At 70.8% G+C, this 18,422-nt stretch carries 14 protein-coding genes; 13 read left to right on the top strand and 1 reads right to left on the bottom strand.

What is annotated here, in order from left to right; all coding sequences use genetic code 11:
• Positions 1 to 13: 13 nt before the first annotated feature.
• From GWK61_RS11685 to galT, 12 genes are all read left to right on the top strand, one after another.
• Positions 14 to 2,677, top strand: a complete 2,664-nt coding sequence (locus GWK61_RS11685) for a valine--tRNA ligase (protein WP_194908346.1) — start codon at positions 14 to 16, stop codon at positions 2,675 to 2,677.
• Positions 2,678 to 2,714: 37 nt separating this feature from the next.
• Positions 2,715 to 4,295, top strand: a complete 1,581-nt coding sequence (gene folC, locus GWK61_RS11680; protein ID WP_228562148.1) for a bifunctional tetrahydrofolate synthase/dihydrofolate synthase — start codon at positions 2,715 to 2,717, stop codon at positions 4,293 to 4,295.
• Between the two features lie 11 nt (positions 4,296 to 4,306).
• Positions 4,307 to 4,714: a DUF4233 domain-containing protein gene (locus GWK61_RS11675; protein ID WP_267254253.1), complete on the top strand. Its 408-nt coding sequence runs from the start codon at positions 4,307 to 4,309 to the stop codon at positions 4,712 to 4,714.
• A gap of 255 nt (positions 4,715 to 4,969) precedes the next feature.
• On the top strand, positions 4,970 to 5,998 hold the full coding sequence (locus tag GWK61_RS11670; protein ID WP_194908341.1) for a phosphatase PAP2 family protein: 1,029 nt from the start codon (positions 4,970 to 4,972) through the stop codon (positions 5,996 to 5,998).
• A gap of 266 nt (positions 5,999 to 6,264) precedes the next feature.
• Positions 6,265 to 7,302: a rod shape-determining protein gene (locus tag GWK61_RS11665; protein WP_194908384.1), complete on the top strand. Its 1,038-nt coding sequence runs from the start codon at positions 6,265 to 6,267 to the stop codon at positions 7,300 to 7,302.
• A 9-nt stretch (positions 7,303 to 7,311) separates the two neighbouring features.
• Positions 7,312 to 8,184, top strand: a complete 873-nt coding sequence (gene mreC / locus GWK61_RS11660; RefSeq protein ID WP_194908339.1) for a rod shape-determining protein MreC — start codon at positions 7,312 to 7,314, stop codon at positions 8,182 to 8,184.
• An 82-nt stretch (positions 8,185 to 8,266) separates the two neighbouring features.
• Complete coding sequence (mreD, locus tag GWK61_RS11655; protein ID WP_194908337.1) at positions 8,267 to 8,866, top strand: rod shape-determining protein MreD; 600 nt, start codon at positions 8,267 to 8,269, stop codon at positions 8,864 to 8,866.
• Positions 8,867 to 11,041, top strand: a complete 2,175-nt coding sequence (gene mrdA / locus GWK61_RS11650; RefSeq protein WP_194908335.1) for a penicillin-binding protein 2 — start codon at positions 8,867 to 8,869, stop codon at positions 11,039 to 11,041.
• 7 nt (positions 11,042 to 11,048) lie between these two features.
• On the top strand, positions 11,049 to 12,272 hold the full coding sequence (gene rodA / locus GWK61_RS11645; protein WP_194908333.1) for a rod shape-determining protein RodA: 1,224 nt from the start codon (positions 11,049 to 11,051) through the stop codon (positions 12,270 to 12,272).
• A 150-nt stretch (positions 12,273 to 12,422) separates the two neighbouring features.
• Entirely contained in the window at positions 12,423 to 14,360 is a 1,938-nt protein-coding gene (locus tag GWK61_RS11640; protein WP_194908331.1) for a TIGR03960 family B12-binding radical SAM protein, read from the top strand.
• Between the two features lie 146 nt (positions 14,361 to 14,506).
• Positions 14,507 to 15,763, top strand: coding sequence for a galactokinase (galK, locus tag GWK61_RS11635; RefSeq protein WP_438939763.1), 1,257 nt, complete (start codon positions 14,507 to 14,509; stop codon positions 15,761 to 15,763).
• 14 nt (positions 15,764 to 15,777) lie between these two features.
• Entirely contained in the window at positions 15,778 to 16,818 is a 1,041-nt protein-coding gene (gene galT, locus GWK61_RS11630; RefSeq protein ID WP_194908329.1) for a galactose-1-phosphate uridylyltransferase, read from the top strand.
• On the opposite strand, the gene GWK61_RS11625 is transcribed toward galT, so the two are convergent.
• Positions 16,815 to 17,399, bottom strand: a complete 585-nt coding sequence (locus tag GWK61_RS11625; protein WP_194908327.1) for a helix-turn-helix domain-containing protein — start codon at positions 17,397 to 17,399, stop codon at positions 16,815 to 16,817. The genes galT and GWK61_RS11625 overlap by 4 nt on opposite strands.
• A 66-nt stretch (positions 17,400 to 17,465) precedes the next feature.
• Here GWK61_RS11625 and GWK61_RS11620 point away from each other — a divergent pair.
• Positions 17,466 to 18,422, top strand: a 957-nt coding sequence (locus GWK61_RS11620; protein ID WP_323747517.1) for a benzoate/H(+) symporter BenE family transporter, incomplete at its 3' end; no start/stop codon positions are given.

The raw sequence follows: 18,422 nt of genomic DNA, 5'->3' as shown, positions 1-18,422 counted from the left end.
TAAGCTTGTCTGCGTGAATGAAACCACCACCCCAGCCGCCCAGGGCGCTGCCGACAGCGCCACCACCACTCTGCCGACCGCCTACGCGCCGGTAGAGGTAGAGGGCGAGCTGTACGAGCGGTGGGTAAAGAACGGTTACTTCACCGCCGACGCGGCCTCCGAGAAGGAGCCGTTCACCATCGTCATCCCGCCGCCGAACGTGACCGGGTCGCTGCACGTGGGCCACGCGCTCAACCAGTCGATCCAGGACGCGATCATCCGGCGCAAGCGGATGCAGGGCTACGAGGCCCTGTACCTGCCGGGGATGGACCACGCCGGCATCGCCACCCAGAACGTGGTGGAGCGCGAGCTCGCCAAGGACGGCCTGTCCCGGCACGACCTGGGCCGTGAGGCCTTCGTGAACCGCGTCTGGGAGTGGAAGGCCGAGTACGGCGGCCGCATCCTGGGCCAGCAGCGCCGGCTGGGCATCTCCCTGGACTGGTCGCGCGAGCGCTTCACCATGGACGAGGGCCTGTCGCAGGCCGTGCAGACCATGTTCAAGAAGATGTACGACGACGGCCTGATCTACCGCGCCGAGCGCATCATCAACTGGTGCCCGCGCTGTCTGACCGCGTTGTCCGACATCGAGGTGGACCACTACGACGAGCCCGGCGAGCTGGTGTCCATCCGCTACGGCGACGGCGACGACTCCATCGTGGTGGCGACCTCGCGCGCCGAGACCATGCTCGGCGACACCGCCGTGGCCGTGCACCCCGACGACGAGCGTTACCAGCACCTGATCGGCCGGGAGGTGGAGCTCCCGCTCACCAACCGCCGCATCCCGATCGTGGCCGACGAGCACGTGGACCCGGAGTTCGGGACCGGCGCGGTGAAGGTCACCCCGGCGCACGACCCGAACGACTTCGAGATCGGCCGCCGCCACAACCTGCCGATGCCCACGATCCTGGACGAGCACGCGAACATCACCGTGCACGGCCCGTTCCTGGGCATGGACCGCTTCGAGGCCCGGCCGGCCGTGGTGGCCGCGCTGCGCGAGCAGGGCCGCGTCGTGGGCCAGAAGCAGCTGCTGCGCCCGGTGGGCCACTGCTCGCGCTGCGACACCGTGGTGGAGCCGCGGCTGTCGATGCAGTGGTGGGTGAAGGTGGAGCCGCTGGCCAAGGCCGCCGGCGACGCGGTGCGCGACGGCCGGGTGCGGATCCACCCGAAGGAGATGGAGCCGCGCTACTTCGCCTGGGTCGACAACATGCACGACTGGACCATCTCCCGCCAGCTGTGGTGGGGCCACCGGATCCCGATCTGGTACGGCCCGGACGGCGAGGTCGTGTGCGTGGGCCCGGACGAGGAGCCGCCGTCCGGCGCGGGCTGGTATCAGGACTCGGACGTGCTCGACACCTGGTTCTCCTCCGGGCTGTGGCCGTTCTCCACGCTCGGCTGGCCGGAGCAGACCCCTGATCTGGCGAAGTTCTATCCCACCTCGGTGCTGCACACCGGCTACGACATCATCTTCTTCTGGGTGGCCCGGATGATGATGTTCGGCCTGTACGCCATGGACGGCGTGCAGCCCTTCGACAAGGTGGTCCTGTCCGGCCTGGTGCGCGACCAGTACGGCAAGAAGATGTCCAAGTCCAAGGGCAACGTGGTCGATCCGCTGGTGTGGATGGACAAGTACGGCTCGGACGCGGTGCGCTTCGGCCTGCTGCGCGGTGCCAACCCCGGGGCCGACCAGGCCATCGCCGAGGACTGGATCGCCGGCGCGCGCAACTTCGCGAACAAGATCTGGAACGCCACCCGGTTCGCGATGATGAACGGCGCGTACGTGCCGTCCGAGCTGCCGTCGGCCGCCCGGCTCACGGTCGAGGACCGCTGGATCCTGTCCCGCCTCAACGAGGTGGTGGCCGAGGTGGACGCCCTCTACGAGGACTTCCAGTTCGCCAAGGCCATGGAGACTCTCTACCACTTCGCGTGGGACGAGGTCTGCGACTGGTACATCGAGCTGTCGAAGCTCCGCCTGCCGATCGGCGTGTCCGCCGACACTGAGACATTGGAAGGCCGTGCCGCGCAGACCGCGCGCGCGGTGCTCGGCCACGTCCTGGACGTGATGCTGCGCCTGCTGCACCCGGCCGTGCCGTACGTGACCGAGACGCTGTGGACCGCGCTGACCGGCCGGGAGTCGATCGTGATCGCCGAGTGGCCGACCGCCGACCTGACCCGGGTCGACGCGGCCGCCGAGGCGGTGATCGAGGCGGTGCAGGAGGTCGTGACCGAGGTGCGGCGCTTCCGGACCGACCAGGGCGTGAAGGACGCGCAGCGGGTGGCCGCGCGGCTGGCGCTGACCGACCCGAAGCTGGCCGGGCAGGAGCCGGCGATCCGGCTGCTGAACCGGCTCACCGCGCCCGAGGACGGGTTCAGCGCGACCGCGACCCTGGCCGCGACCGGGGCGAAGGTGGAGCTGGACACGTCCGGCACCATCGACGTGGCCGCCGAGCGCAAGCGGCTGGACAAGGGTCTGGCCGCCGCGCGCAAGGAGGTCGAGCAGGCGAACGCGAAGCTCGGCAACGCCGACTTCCTGGCCAAGGCGCCCGACGCCGTGGTGGACAAGATCCGCAAGCGCCTGGCCGACGCCGAGAGCGACATCGCCCGCCTGGGCGCCCAGCTCGACGCGCTGCCCGCCGCCTGATCGGTTTCAGTGACAGCGATAAGGAACCATCGAGTTCATGGCGAACAACGGCGACCATCAGGGTCTCAATGAGCAGAGCCTCCAGGAGCAGTTCGAGGAAGTCGAACACGAGCTCCTGGAGCGCTGGCCGGAGACCAAGATGGACCCCACCCTGGCACGGGTGCGGGCCCTGACCGAGCTGCTGGGCGACCCGCAGAAGGCGTACCCGGTCATCCACATCACGGGGACCAACGGCAAGACGTCCACCGCGCGGATGATCGAGACCCTGCTGCGCGAGCTCAACCTGCGCACCGGCCGGTTCACCTCGCCGCACCTGGAGTCGATGAACGAGCGCATCACCCTGGACGGCGCGCCGATCCCGCTGCGGCGCTTCGTCGAGGTCTACGAGGACATCCGGCCCTACGTGGACATCGTGGACGCCTCGCAGGAGTTCCCGCTGTCCTTCTTCGAGGTGATCACCGGGATGGCCTTCGCGGCCTTCGCCGACGCCCCGGTCGACGCCGCGGTGCTGGAGGTGGGCCTGGGCGGCACCTGGGACTGCACCAACGTCGCCGACGGCCAGGTCGCGGTGATCACCCCGATCGCCGTCGACCACGCGCACATCCTCGGCGACACCCCGGCGAAGATCGCCTCCGAGAAGGCCGGGATCATCAAGGAGGACGCGGTCGTCGTGCTGGCCCAGCAGCCGCTGGAGGCCGCCGAGGTCATCCTGCGTCGGGCCTCCGAGGTGCACGCCACCGTGGCCCGCGAGGGCATCGAGTACGGGGTCGTGGAGCGCCAGCAGGCGCTCGGCGGCCAGCAGATCACGATCAAGGGCCTGGCCGGCGAGTACACCGACGTCTACCTGCCGCTGTACGGCGAGCACATGGCGCACAACGCGGCCACCGCGCTGGCCGCCGTCGAGGCCTTCCTCGGCGCCGGCCGGGCCCGCACCCCGCTGGACCCGGACGTGGTCCGCGAGGCGTTCGCCAAGGTCACCTCGCCGGGCCGGCTGGAAGTGGTCCGCCGCGGCCCCACGGTCATCCTGGACGCCACCCACAACCCGGCCGGCGCCCGCGCCACCGCGCAGGCCCTCGCCGACGACTTCGCCTTCGACCACCTGGTCGGCGTGGTCGGCGCGATGCGGGACAAGGACGTCGCCGGGATCCTGGAGGCCCTGGAGCCGGTGCTGAACGAGATCGTGGTCACCCAGAACAACACCGAGCGCGCGATGCCCGCCGCGGTGCTCGCCGAACTGGCCACCGAGATCTTCGGCGCCGAACGGGTCCACGAGGCGCCGCGCCTGGACGACGCCATCGACCTGGCCATCGGCCTGGCCGAGGAGGCGGTCCCGGCCGGCACCTCCGCCGGTGCGGGCGTCATCGTGACCGGGTCGGTGGTCACCGCGGGGCAGGCGCGTACCCTGCTGGTGCGGGACCGCGCCGAGCGCGTCGAGGACCGGCACACCTTCGAGGACGTCCAGTTCGAGGACACCGAGAAGGAGGACTTCGACGACCGCGACCTGGAGCTTGGTTCTAAAATTCAACACAGCGGGGAGCGGCGGGGCGGCGGCCGAGACGGCGAGTCGGCCGATGCCGAGTTCGATTCCGAAGACGAGTACGGCGGTGACGACCGATGATGGTCCGGCGGATGGCAGCCTCCGTGCTGTGCTTCGAGGTGTTGGTGATCCTCTTCTTCGCCCTGGTGGCGATGAAGCTCTCTGACCTGAGCCCGGGCACGGTCTGGGCGATCTGCGGACCCGGCATGGTGGTGGCCGCGCTGCTGTGCGGGATGCTGCGCAAGCCGTGGGCGTACTCGCTCGGCTGGGTGCTCCAGGGGGCGCTGGTCGTCGCCGGTTTCGTGATCACGGACATGTTCTTCGTCGGGGCCTGCTTCGCGCTGCTCTGGTACTGGGCGCTCAAGGCCGGGCGGCAGATCGACACGGAGAAGGCAGCGGCGTACGCGGCCTATGAGGCGGCGCAGGCAGCACAGGCGGTCGAAGAAGTACCGGCACAGGCAGAGGCATCGGCGGCGCAGGCGCCGGCCGCGAGTTCCTGAGCCGCGTTCACCGAACTCGCCGAACTCGCCGAACTCGCCGAACTCGCCGAACGCGCCGAACGCGCCGAACGCGCCGAACGCGCCACGCTCCCAGACAGAACTCGCAGAACTCGCCGGACTCGCACAACCCGGGCGTTGCCGGCTGTTACCCGAGCCCGGCGCCGAATGCCACCACCACGCTGGCGAAGCGCTGACCGTTTCACTACTTCGGGCTAATAAGGTCATTTGCGCCATGCGTCCGGGTATTCCCCTCTCATGCTCTACCCCGAGGCTCTGGCCGTGGACCGCCACACGGCGACCGTCGGCTCACGACGTGATCTGCGCAACCGGTTGGTGGCCGGGGCGGTGGTCGCGGTCGCCGGCGTGTTCGTGGTCTACCTGCTCGCCGTGCGGACCCGGTGGGGGCAGGACTTCGAGAACGCGGCGCTGGCCGGCGCGCGCCAGCACCGCAGCGGGAGCTGGTACGAGGACGCCGATCGCTGGCTGAACCGGCTCACGGCGGAGAGCTTCGGCGTCTCGCTGGTCGTCATCGCGGCGGTCGGGCTGCTGCGCCGGCGGTTGCTGCTGGCGCTGTGCGGCGTGCTGACGGCCGGCGGCGCGGTGCTCGGGGCGCGGTTCATGAAGGGGGCGCTGCCGAGTCGGCCGGTGTTCGGGGCCGACGCGCTGGGCGCGGTTCACGGAGCCGGTGCGGTTCACGCGGCCGGACCAGTCGCCGCCACCATGGCCCACGTCGCCCTCGCCCAGGCCGCCTACCAGCCCCCGAACACCCTCCCCTCCGGCCACGTCGCCGCGGCGATGGGGTTGTTCTTCGCGACCCTCATCGTGATCAGCCGCCGCTGGTACGTCCCGGTGACCCTGCTCGTGCTGCCCGGCGCGGCGCTGGCCGGGGTGGCGACCGTGGCGGCCGACTGGCACCGGCTCTCCGACACCGTCGCCGCCGACCTGCTCGCGCTGGCCGTCGGACTGCTCGGCCTGGCCGTCGTGGCGCAGATCGGCCTGGTGCGTCCGGAGCCGTCACTCGGTCGGAGCAGCCTGGGCCAGCGCCTGCTCTACGCCGCGCTGCTCAGCATCGCGACCGTCTCGTTGGCCGTCGGCCTTGCCTTCTTCGCGCGCTACCACAGTGCGACCTCGGCCCTGGGCCGCGAGGACGCCGCGTACTGGTGCGCGCAGGCCCTGGCGCTCGGAGCGGCGGTGACCGCGGCCGGGATGATGCTCGCGGTGTGCCGGAACCTGGAGTCGGTGGGGACGCGTCCGCCGCCCCGGCTGACGATCCAGGCACCCTGATCGCCCGTGTGGCGCGCACCCCGCGCAATGCCGCACTCTGGCCGTCCAGGACCCTGACATAAGCATTCTCACCCGTTCGGGCGTACCGCTTCGGGGTGAATCGGATGCTCCGGGATCTATCGGGCATAACGCTGGTTAGGATCGGTCGCGGGCGCAAAGCACATCGCGCCTGTCGCCGATGCCGACGCCAATTGGCAACACAGGCAGCGGCAAGACTTCTGCAACATCCGAGCGACGGAAGATGGGGATCGCGCATGGGCTCCGGGATGGCGGTCATCGGTCGGGACATCGCGGTGGACCTCGGGACCGCGAACACCCTGGTGTACGTACGCGGTCGAGGCATCGTGCTGAACGAGCCCTCGGTGGTCGCGGTGGACACCACGACCGGCGCGGTGCTCGCGGTCGGCGCCGAGGCCAAGAAGATGATCGGCCGCACGCCCGGCAACATCGTGGCGATCCGGCCGCTCAAGGACGGGGTCATCGCCGACTTCGAAGTCGCCGAGCGGATGCTGCGCTACTTCATCCGCAAGGCGCACAAACGCCGGTGGCTGGCGCAGCCCCGGGTCATCGTCTGCGTCCCCTCCGGTATCACCGGGGTAGAGAAGCGCGCGGTCGAGGACGCGGCCAGCGCCGCCGGCGCGCGCAGCGTGCACCTCATCGAGGAGCCGATGGCCGCGGCGATCGGCGCGGGCCTGCCGGTGCAGGAGGCGACCGGCAACATGGTCGTGGACATCGGCGGCGGCACCACCGAGGTCGCGGTCATCTCCTACGGCGGCATCGTCACCGCGCTCAGCGTGCGGGTCGCCGGCGACGAGCTGGACAACGCGATCATCCAGTACACGAAGAAGGAGTACTCGCTGCTGCTCGGCGACCGCACCGCCGAGGAGATCAAGGTGACGGTCGGCTCGGCCTGGGACTCCGGTGAGGAGACCCGCGCCGAGGTGCGCGGCCGCGACCTGGTCTCCGGGCTGCCGAAGGTGATCCTGCTGTCCTCCACCGAGGTGCGCAAGGCGATCGAGGAGCCGGTGACGGCGATCGTCGACGCGGTGCGCGACACCCTGGACAAGTGCCCGCCGGAACTCGCCGGCGACATCATGGACCGCGGCATCGTCCTCACCGGCGGCGGCGCCATGCTGCACGGTCTGGACGAGCGGATCCGCGAGGAGACCGGCATGCCGGTGCACATCGCGGAGAACCCGCTGGACTCCGTGGTCCTGGGTTCCGGCCGCTGCCTGGAGGAGTTCGAGGCGCTGGCACCGGTGCTGGGCACGCTGAACAACCGTCGCCGTACCGGGCGGAGGTAGTGCGCGAGCGTGCGTGACGACAAGCGGACGAGGCTGCTGCTGGCGGTACTGCTGGCGGCGGCCTTCGCCATGATCACCGTGGACGCCCGGGGCGGGTCCCGCTCGCCGCTGCAGCCGCTGCGCTCCGGCGGCGAGGCGGTGCTCGGCCCGGTGACGCGCTCGGTCGCGGCGGTGGAGCGGCCGGTGGGCGACTTCGTGCACGGACTCGGCCACAGCAGGCGGGACCAGAAGGAGATCGCGCAGCTCAAGACACAGAACGCGGCCCTGCGCGCGCAGAGCGAGACCGCCGCCGACGTCCGCGCGCGGGCCGCCGAGCTCGACAAGCTGCTGCACGTCGCCTCGGCCGGCGGCTACCGCACCATCCCGGCCCGGGTCCTGTCCCTCGCCCCGCAGCAGCAGGGCACCTGGTCGGCGACCATCGACGCCGGGACCCTGGACGGCGTCAAGCCGGGCATGACCGTGCTCGACGGCGACGGCCTGGTCGGCCGCACCGTGGCGGTCGGCCACGACACCGCGACCGTGCTGCTGGCCGACGACCCGCGCTTCACCGTGGGCGTGCGGACCCCGGGCACCGGCGGCGCCGGAGGCGGGCAGGCCGGCCTGGCCACCGGCGGCGGGGCCGGGGCGTTCAGCGTGCAGTTCTTCGACCCGCAGGCCGACATCCCGCTGGGCACACCGGTCCTGACCTTTGGCTCGGCCGGCGGCACGCCCTTCGTGCCCGGCGTGCCGCTGGGCACCGTGACCTCCGTGCAGCCCACGCCGGGGGCGATGACCCGGACCGCGATCGTGAAGCCGTACGTGGCCTACGACGGCCTGCAGACCGTCGGCGTCGTGGTGGAGCCGCCGCGCACCGACCCCCGCGACGCGCTGGTGGCGCACTGACCGCTGCCACCCGGCTGCCCTGCGGCTGCTCCGCGGCTGCCCTCCGGCCGCCACCAGGCCCGACCTCGAAAGAGTGTGACCCTTGAGACTCACCGGCTTCCTCGCCCTCATCTGTACCCTATTCACAATCTGTGGCCTGCCCCTGGTCCTGGCGCTGCAGGACGCGCTGCTGGCCGGGGCGCGCCTGCCGCTGGCCGCGCCCGACCTGCTGCTGGCGGTGGTCGCCGCGATCGGCTTCGCCCGCGGCCCGCGCACCGGACTGGTCGCCGGCTTCCTGCTCGGCCTGGCCGCCGACGTCTCGCCGCCGGCCGCGCACGCGATCGGCAGCCAGGCGTTCGTGCTCTGTCTGTGCGGCTACCTCGCCGGCCGCGCCGCCGGGGCGGTGGAGGGCACGGTCCTGCGGCCGATCCTGGTGGTCGCGTGCCTGGCCGCGCTCAGCCCGTTCCTGTACGCGGGGCTGGCCTTCGCGGTCGGCACCGCGCAGTTCCACGGCGTCCCGGCCGCCGCCGCGGCGTCCGCGCTGTACACCGGCGTGCTCGCGCCGTTCGTCATCCCGGTGGTCGGCTTCGTGCTCGGCCGCGGCGAGACCCGCGGCCTGCCCACCCAGCGGTCGCACAGCCGCCTGCCGGGCGTCAAGACTCTGAATCGCCGCGCCTCGGCCGGCAGTACGCAGGTGCTGTAGATGACTTCCGACGGCAGCCGGCTGGCCGACCGGCGGCGCGCGCGGCTGATGGTGCTGCGCGTGCTGGTCCTCGCGCTGCTCGGGACGCTGGTCGGCCGGCTGTGGTACCTGCAGGTCCGCACCGGCCAGACCTTCCGCGACGCCGCCGCCGCGAACGACGTCCGCACCGTGATCACCCCGGCGGTGCGCGGCGACATCCTCGACGACCTGGGCCGTCCGCTGGTCGACAACAAGTCGGCGCTGACGCTGTCCGTCGACCGCAACACCCTGATGGCCGCCAAGGATCACGGCGTCTCCACGCTGGCCCGGCTGGCCTCGGTGTTGGGCACCACCCCGCAGGCCATCTCCGACCAGATCCGGCCCTGCACAGCGAAGGTCTCCAAGCCCTGCTGGAACGGCTCGCTGCTGCAGCCGGTCCCGATCGCCCGCAACGTCTCGGTCCAGCAGGCGCTGACGGTCTCCGAGGAGCACGAGCTCTACCCGGGCGTCACCGCGGGCCCGGACACCGTCCGCCGCTTCCCGGCGCCCTACAGCCTGAACGCCGCGCACATCCTGGGCTACATGTCGCCGGTCACCGAGGGCGAGCTCGCCGCCGCGACCGCCAAGGGCGAGGTGATGCAGCGCTCGGACCTGGTCGGCCGGGCCGGGCTGGAGGAGACGTACGACTCCTACCTGCGCGGCCAGGAAGGCGAGACACAGGTCTCCGTCGACATCGTCGGGCACGCGCAGTCCACCCTGGCGACCGTCCCGCCGGTCAACGGCGACCACCTGGTGACCTCGATCGACGCCCGGATCCAGGCCGTCGCCGAGCGCGAGCTGAACAACGCGGTGGACCGGGCTCGTTCGCAGACCTCGCCGACCAACGGCAGGCCCTACGTCGCCGACTCGGCGGCCACCGTGGTGCTGGACGCGCGCACCGGCCGCGTGGTGGCGATGGCCAGCACCCCGACCTACGACCCCAACGTCTTCACCGGCGGCATCTCGCAGTCCGACTACGCCGCGCTGACCGAGGCCTCGGCCGGCACCCCGCTGCTGTCCCGGGCCTACCAGGGCCAGTTCGCGCCGGGCTCCACGTTCAAGGCCGTGACCACCACCGCGATGCTCCAGGACGGGTTCGGGACCGGCAGCTACGACTGTTCGCCGTCCTTCTCCATCGGTGGCCAGCACTTCACCAACTTCGAGGGTGAGGCCTTCGGGCCGATCTCGCTCAAGCGCGCCATCGAAGTGTCCTGCGACACGGTCTTCTACGGCGTCGCCTACCAGATGTGGCTGCGGGACGGCGGTCTGAAGCCGGTCGCGCATCCGCTGGAACCGATCGCCACCATGGCGCACGCCTACGGGCTCGGCGCCAAGACCGGCATCGACCTGCCGGGCGAGGCCAAGGGCGACATCCAGACCCGGGCCGAGAAGCAGGTCACCTGGAACAACATGCACGGCATCTGGTGCAAGCGGGCCAAGGGCGGCTATCCCGAGCTGCTGAGCTCGGATCCGGCTCGGGCGGCGTATCTGCAGTCCATCGCCAAGGAGAACTGCACCGACGGTTTCAAGTACCAGCCCGGCGATGCCGTGATCTCGGCCATCGGCCAGGGCGGCGACCTGGTGACGCCGTTGCAGCTGGCGCGGGTGTACGCGGCCGTGGCCAACGGCGGCACCCTGTACCAGCCGCAGATCGGCCGTGCGCTCGTCGCCCCGGACGGCAAGGTCGTCAAGGACCTGACCCCGATCGTGACCCGGAGGATGCCGGTGTCCGGCTCGACGCTGTCCTTCCTGGAGGACGCGCTGCACGGCACCTCGATCGAGGGCACCGCGGCCCCGGCGTTCGCGGCCTGGCCGGAGAACGTCATCCCGACCTACGCCAAGACGGGAACCGCGGAAGTCTACGGAAAGCAGACCACGTCCTGCTTCGTCGCCTTCGCCGGCACCGAGACCGGGCCGCGCTACGTCGTGGCGATGATGGTCTCCCAGGGTGGCACCGGTGTCGGGACGTCCGGGCCGTCGGTGGCGGCGATCCTGGCCGCGCTGTTCGGCGTGGACATGGGCCACCCCGACCCGAACGGCACGCTGCCGACGGCGCTGCCGGTGGTGCGCCCCGACGGTCTGCTGCCGGCCCTCCCGCCGGCCACCTCCCTGCCCACGCCTCCGCCGCCGTCGGCATCCCCCACCACGAAGCAGTGAGAGCGCCGTGACCCTGAACCCCGCGATCTACAAGGGCCCGGCGGCGATGCCGGTGGCCGAGAGCCGGCGCCGCGCCAGCCGGCTGCGCCGCTTCGACTGGACGCTGCTGGCCGCGGCGCTGGCGCTGTCGGTCTACGGCGCGATCCTGGTGTGGTCGGCGACCCGCGGACGCACCAGCCTGACCGGCGGCGACCCGCAGTTCTTCCTGAAGCGGCACCTGATGAACCTGGCGATCGGCCTGGTTCTCATGGCCCTGACATCGCTGCTGTCCTACGCGTGGATGCGCGCGGTCACGCCGGTGTTCTACGTGCTGGCGCTGCTCGGACTGGTCGCGGTGCTCAGCCCCCTGGGCTCGACCGTCAACGGTGCGAAGTCCTGGATCGAGCTCGGCGGCGGCTTCTCCATCCAGCCCGCCGAGTACACCAAGGTCGCGGTGGTCCTGGGCCTGGCGGTGGTGCTGACGTTGAAGCCGACCAAGGGCGTGCTCTCCGGCATGTCGGAGCGGGACGACGCCGTCACCCCGCGCCGTATCGCCGCCGCGGGCCTGGTCGCCGGCCTGCCGACCGGCATCATCATGCTGTTGCCGGACCTGGGCTCGGCCATGGTGATCCTGGTCGCCACCGCCGGCCTGCTGGTCTTCGCCGGCACCAGCGGCCGCTGGCTGGTCGCCCTCGGCGCCGGTGCGGCGGTCGCCGCCGTCGCCGCGACCCAGCTGCATCTGCTGGCCCAGCACCAGGTCAACCGGTTCGCGGCGTTCGCCGATCCGCACCTGGACCCGCAGGGCGTCGGTTACAACACGGCGCAGGCGCGGCTGGCCATCGGCTCGGGCGGTGTCCTGGGCAAGGGACTGTTCAATGGGACACAGACCAACGGCCGCTACGTCCCTGAGCAGCAGACGGACTTCGTCTTCACCGTCGCCGGCGAGGAGCTGGGCTTCGTCGGCGGCGTGGTCCTCATCGCGCTGTTCGGGGTGCTGCTGCTGCGCGGCATCGCCATCGCCCGGCAGTGCGACGACCTGTTCGGCATGCTGGTCTGCGCCGGCGTGGTGAGCTGGTTCGCCTTCGAGACCTTCGAGAACATCGGGATGACCTTGGGGATCATGCCGGTCGCGGGCATCCCGCTGCCGTTCGTCTCCTACGGCGGTTCGTCGATGTTCGCCAGCTTCATCGCCGTCGGGCTGGTGGAGAACGTGCGGTTGCGGTCCACGCGGCCGGCGATCACGGTCGAGTGACTGTGCTGGCTGAAAGATCTGTGTTGGTCTGGAAGAGCTGTGTTGGTCTGAAAGGTCTCGGGGGATCGCCCTCCGGGCACGCGTTACGCTGGATCTGCGGTGCTGTCAGCCCGCCGAAATCTTCCAGGAAGCCCAAGGACGAGTAATCCGATGCCAGTCGAATCCGTGTTCCCGCAGCTCGAAGCGGTCCTGCCGACGGTGCAGAAGCCGATCCAGTACATCGGCGGCGAGCTGAACTCGACCGTCAAGGACTGGGACGCCTGCGACGTCCGCTGGGCCCTGATGTATCCCGATGCCTATGAGGTCGGGCTCCCCAACCAGGGCGTCATGATCCTTTACGAAGTGCTCAACGAGCGCGAGGGCGTGCTGGCCGAGCGGACCTACTCGGTCTGGCCCGACATGGAGCAGGCGATGCGCGAGCACGGCATCCCGCAGTTCACCGTGGACGCGCACCGGCCGGTGAAGGACTTCGACGTGTTCGGCCTGTCCTTCTCCACCGAGCTCGGCTACACGAACATGCTCAACGCGCTCGACCTGGCCGGGATCCCACTGGAGGCCCGGGACCGGACCGAGGAGCACCCGATCGTGCTGGCCGGCGGGCACGCCGCGTTCAACCCGGAGCCGATCGCCGACTTCCTGGACGCCGCGGTGGTCGGCGACGGCGAGGGCGCGGTGCTGGCGATCACCGACCTCATCCGCGCCTGGAAGAACGAGGGCCGCCCGGGCGGGCGCGAGGAACTGCTGTTCCGCCTGGCCAAGACCGGCAACGTCTACGTGCCGCGGTTCTACGACGTCGACTACCTGCCGGACGGCCGCATCCGCCGGGTCGCGCCGAACCGGCCGGGTGTGCCGTTCCGCGTGGCCAAGCACACCGTCATGGACCTGGACGAGTGGCCCTACCCGAAGCAGCCGCTGGTCCCGCTGGCCGAGACCGTGCACGAGCGCATGTCGGTGGAGATCTTCCGCGGCTGCACCCGCGGCTGCCGCTTCTGCCAGGCCGGGATGATCACCCGGCCGGTCCGCGAGCGCTCCATCACCGGCATCGGTGAGATGGTCGAGGCGGGCCTGGCGGCCACCGGCTACGAGGAGGTCGGCCTGCTCTCGCTGTCCAGCGCCGACCACACCGAGATCGCCGACGTGGCCAAGGGCCTGGCCGACCGCTACGAGGGCACCAACACCTCGCTGTCGCTGCCCTCCACCCGGGTCGACGCCTTCAACATCGACCTGGCCAACGAGCTCTCGCGCAACGGCCGCCGCAGCGGTCTGACCTTCGCCCCCGAGGGCGGCAGCGAGCGCATGCGCAAGGTCATCAACAAGATGGTGACCGAGGAGGACCTGATCCGCACGGTCACCGCCGCGTACGGCGCCGGCTGGCGGCAGGTGAAGCTCTACTTCATGTGCGGGCTGCCCACCGAGACCGACGAAGACGTCCTGCAGATCGCCGACCTGGCCCGCAAGGTCATCAAGGCCGGCCGCGAGGCCTCCGGCACCCGCGACATCCGCTGCACGGTGTCCATCGGCGGGTTCGTGCCCAAGCCGCACACCCCCTTCCAGTGGGCCGCGCAGCTCGACGCCGAGGGCACCGACGCCCGCCTGGTGAAGCTGCGCGACGCCATCCGCGCCGACAAGAACTACGGCAAGGCCATCGGCTTCCGCTACCACGACGGCAAGCCCGGCGTCATCGAGGGCCTGCTCTCGCGCGGCGACCGGCGGGTCGGCAAGGTGATCCGCGAGGTCTGGGAGCGCGGCGGCCGCTTCGACGGCTGGAGCGAGCACTTCTCCTACCAGCGCTGGGCCGAGGCCACCGAGGCGGCGCTCGCTGAAACCCCGGTCGACTTGGCCTGGTACACGACGCGCGAGCGCGAGTACAACGAGGTCCTGCCCTGGGACCACATCGACTCCGGCCTGGACCGGGACTGGCTGTGGGAGGACTGGCAGGACGCGCTGGAGGCCGCCGAGGGTGGCGGCGCCGAGGTCGAGGACTGCCGCTGGACGCCCTGCTACGACTGCGGCGTGTGCCCGCAGATGGGGACCGAGATCCAGGTGGGGCCGACGGGGGTGAAGCTGCTTCCGCTGACGGTCGTCTGAGGCGTCGTCCGGGGCGCTGTCCGACGCGCCGTCTGACGTCCTGTCCGCGTCTTGGATGGCGTGCTTGTCGGGGCGATGATCTCACCGCTACTCTGACCTCACCAGATCCGAACAGAATCAAACGGATCACAACAGTCGGGATGAGGGTGGCGGTGAGCCTCGACATGGGATCGGTCGCATCGGTCGTGGACGACGCACGGCGTGGGTTTGTCGAGCAGTTCGGCGGCGAGCCCACCGGCGTGTGGGCCGCGCCGGGCCGGGTGAACGTCATCGGCGAGCACACCGACTACAACGACGGCTTCGTGCTGCCGATGGCCATCGACCGCGCCTGCTACGCGGCCGCCGCCCCGCGCGCGGACCGGATCCTGCGGGTCCACGCCGCCCAGCTCGGCGAGACGGTCGAGCTCTCCCTCGACGCGCTCGTCGGCCCCGGCTCTGCCGCCGACACCCGCGACGCGGCGGACCCCGACATGACGCCGCTGACCGAACCGGCCGTCACCGGCTGGGCCGGCTACCCGGTCGGCGTCGCCTGGATCCTGCAGCAGGCCGGCTTCCCGGTCCGCGGCGCGGACGTGTACCTGACGAGCACGGTGCCGGTCGGCTCCGGCCTGTCCTCCTCCGCCGCCCTGGAGTGCGCGACGGCGCTGGCGCTCGCCGGCGTCTCAGAGTTCGAACTCACCACGGCCGAACTCGCTCGGCACACGCAGCGCGCGGAGAACATCTACGCCGGCGTGCCCTGCGGTCCGCTGGACCAGATGTCCTCAGCGTTCGGCCAGGACGGCTCGGTGCTGTTCATCGACACCCGCAGCGGCGAGGTCAAGCCGCAGCCTTTCGATCTGGCCGCGGAGAACGCGCTGCTGCTCGTCATCGACACGCGTGTGTCGCACGCGCACGGCGAGAACGGCTACGCCGACCGCCGCTCGGCTTGTGAGCGTTCGGCGGAGTTCCTGGGTGTCAGGGCCTTGCGTGACATCTCGCTGGCCGATCTCCCCGAGTCGTTCGCGAAGGTCTCCGTCGGGCTCGGCGAGACGTTCGCGCGCCGGGTGCGGCACGTGGTCACCGAGGACGCCCGGGTCGAGCAGTTCGTCGAGATCCTGCATCAGGAGCCTGTCTCGCTGCCGCGCCTCGGGCACCGGATGATGCAGTCGCACGCCTCCCTGCGCGACGACTACGAAGTCAGCGCCCCCGAACTCGACCTCGCCGTGGCCACCGCCGTCGCGGCCGGCGCGCACGGCGCGCGGATGACCGGCGGCGGCTTCGGCGGCAGCGCCATCGCGCTGGTCGACCGCGACCTCCTGCCGGACGTGCAGGACGCCGTCCTGGCCGCCTTCGCAGAACACGGATACACCGAACCGCAGTTCTTCCCCGCCGTCGCCTCGGCCGGCGCGCACCGAATCGCCTGACGGAGACCTCGACCATGGACCTCGATCTGACCAGGACCGTCACCAAGCTCTCGGACGGCAGGGAGCTGATCTACTACGACGAGACCCCCGGCCAGGACCGCTCCGCCGCCGACGAGCGCGATCTGCCGACCGTGTCGACCACCAGCGAGCTGCGCCGCGACCCGCTCACCGGGGAGATCACGGCGGTCGCCGGACACCGCCAGGACCGCACCTTCCTGCCGGCCGCCGACCAGTGCCCGCTGGACCCCTCGCGTCCCGGGCACCTCAGCGAGATCCCGGCCGCCGACTACGACGTGGCGGTGTTCGAGAACCGGTTCCCGTCGCTCGCCGGCGACACGGGGCGGTGCGAGGTGGTGGTGTTCAGCGCCGAGCACTCGGCGTCGTTCGGGGCGCTGCCGGTGTCGCGGATCCGGCACATCGTCGACGTGTGGGCCGACCGGACGACGGAGATGGCCGCTCGGGCGGGCGTTGAGTACGTGTACTGCTTTGAGAACCGTGGCGTCGAGGTCGGCGTCACGCTGCACCATCCGCACGGGCAGATCTATGCGTTCACCTTCATACCGCCGCGGATGCAGAAGATGCTGGACGTGGCTACCGCGTATCACGAGAGCACCGGCGGTTGCGTGGCGTGCGACTCCCTGGCGGAGGAGAAGGCCGACGGCGTGCGGATCATCACCGCAGGGGAGTACTTCACCGCGTATGTGCCCTACGCGGGGCGGTGGCCGTTCCAGGTGGACATAGTCCCGAACCGGCATGTGCCGGACATCCCGGCGCTGACTTCTGTTGAGCGCGACGAGTTGGCGGCCATCGGCAAGGACTGTGTGCAGCGGCTCGACGCGCTGTTCGACGGGCCGATGCCGTACATAGGGTCGTGGTATCAGGCTCCTGTCAGCGCTGGTCGCGCTGAGTCGCACCTGCGGTGGCAGCTCGCGGCGTTGCGGCGTGCACCCGGGAAGCTGAAGTACTTGGCTGGGACGGAGTCCGGCGCGGGGGCGTTCATGAACGACATTCGGCCGGAGCGCGCTGCGGCGATGTTGCGGGGCGAGGACGCTTAGTTCTTGGGCGGTTTGGGCGGTTTGGGCGTGCGAATCAGCAGGCTGGCAAAGACGTCTTCGTCGCCGATCGCACGGTAGGTGTGGGGTACGTCCGCGATCCATGACGCGTGGCCGCCGGCTGGGATGGTCAGCGGTGCGTCCGGTCGGCCTACGCGGGCTGTTCCGGTGAAGACGGTGAGGTATTCGACGGTTCCCGGCGGATGCGCGGGGGACAGCTGCTCGGGGCCGGGGCGGATGTGGAGACGGAAGAGTTCGGTGTCCGTGTTTGCATCTGCGTCGGAAAAGGTCTCCAGCAGGGTTGCCGAGACTGCCGTTCCGTGAATCGTCTCCAGCGTCTTGTCGCCTTCCCGCGGGGGATCGGGGAGCAATGCGCCGATCGGGACGCCGAGGCGGCCGGCGATCGCATACAGAGTCTCGACGGTGGGGTTGCCGCGCGAGCCGTCTTCCAGGCCGGACAGGGTGGCTTTGCCGACGCCGGCGTCGCGGGCCAGGCCTGACAGGCTCACGCCTCGCTCGCGGCGCAGGCGTCGGACGCGTGCGCCGATCTGGGTCGCGAAGTCCGCTGTCGTACCGTCTCCCACGTTCGCAACTTACACTGATCGGCCAGCTGGTAGCTTGTTCCGTATATGGAACAAGGGAGGTCCGTCGTGGTTGTTGAGCAGGTCGGTGATGCTGTTGCCGACGGCGATGCCTCTAGCAATGGACCCGCTGAGCTCGGTCCGACGTTCGGCGCGGGTATCGTCACCGCGCTTGTCGGCTTCACGAGTTCCTTCGCCGTGGTCATCGCCGGGTTGCGCGCGATCGGCGCCACGGAGCGCCAGGCGGCCTCTGGCTTGCTGGTGCTCAGCGTCTCAATGGGTATCGCGGGCATCATCTTCAGCGTCCGCCACCGGATGCCGATCAGTATCGCGTGGTCCACGCCAGGCGCCGCGCTCTTGGTGAGCGTCGGCGTGGGCCGTGCACATTCCGGTCACGGCGGCTCGACCGGCTATCGCGAAGCGCTCGGCGCGTTCGCCGTCGCGGGACTGTTGACTCTCATCACCGGCTTCTCCCGCACCCTGACCCGCTGGATCGCGACGATTCCCGCGCCGATCTCGGCCGCGATGCTCGCCGGCGTGATCGCCCCGATCTGCTTGGAGTCGGCGCAGGCGGCGGTTCGCCTGCCGCGGCTAGCCCTCCCCGCGCTCGCGGTCTGGGTCGTCCTCGGCCGCTTCGCCAAGCGCTGGGCCGTTCCCGCGAGCCTGGCCACCGCTTTCATCGGCTTGGCCCTCGACCCGTCCACCCGCGGCCACCTGACCGGCGGCCTGCTCCCGACCCTGACGGCCACCACCCCGCGCTTCGATATCGGAACCCTGATAAGCCTCGCGCTGCCGCTGTACCTGGTGACGATGGCCTCCCAGAACCTCGCCGGCATAGCCGTGATGCGCGGCTACGGCTACGAACCACCCATCCGCGAAGTCCTGATGGGCACCGGCGCGGCCACCACCCTCGGCGCCCCCTTCGGCGGCATCGCCATCAACTTCGCAGCGATCACCGCGGCCCTCGCCGCCAGCCCCGACGCCCACCGCGACCCCCGCCGCCGCTGGATCGCCGCCACCCCCGCC

This window comes from Catenulispora rubra (assembly GCF_015356825.1).
GTDB lineage: Bacteria > Actinomycetota > Actinomycetes > Streptomycetales > Catenulisporaceae > Catenulispora > Catenulispora rubra.
This window is presented reverse-complemented; position numbering and strand designations above follow the sequence as displayed.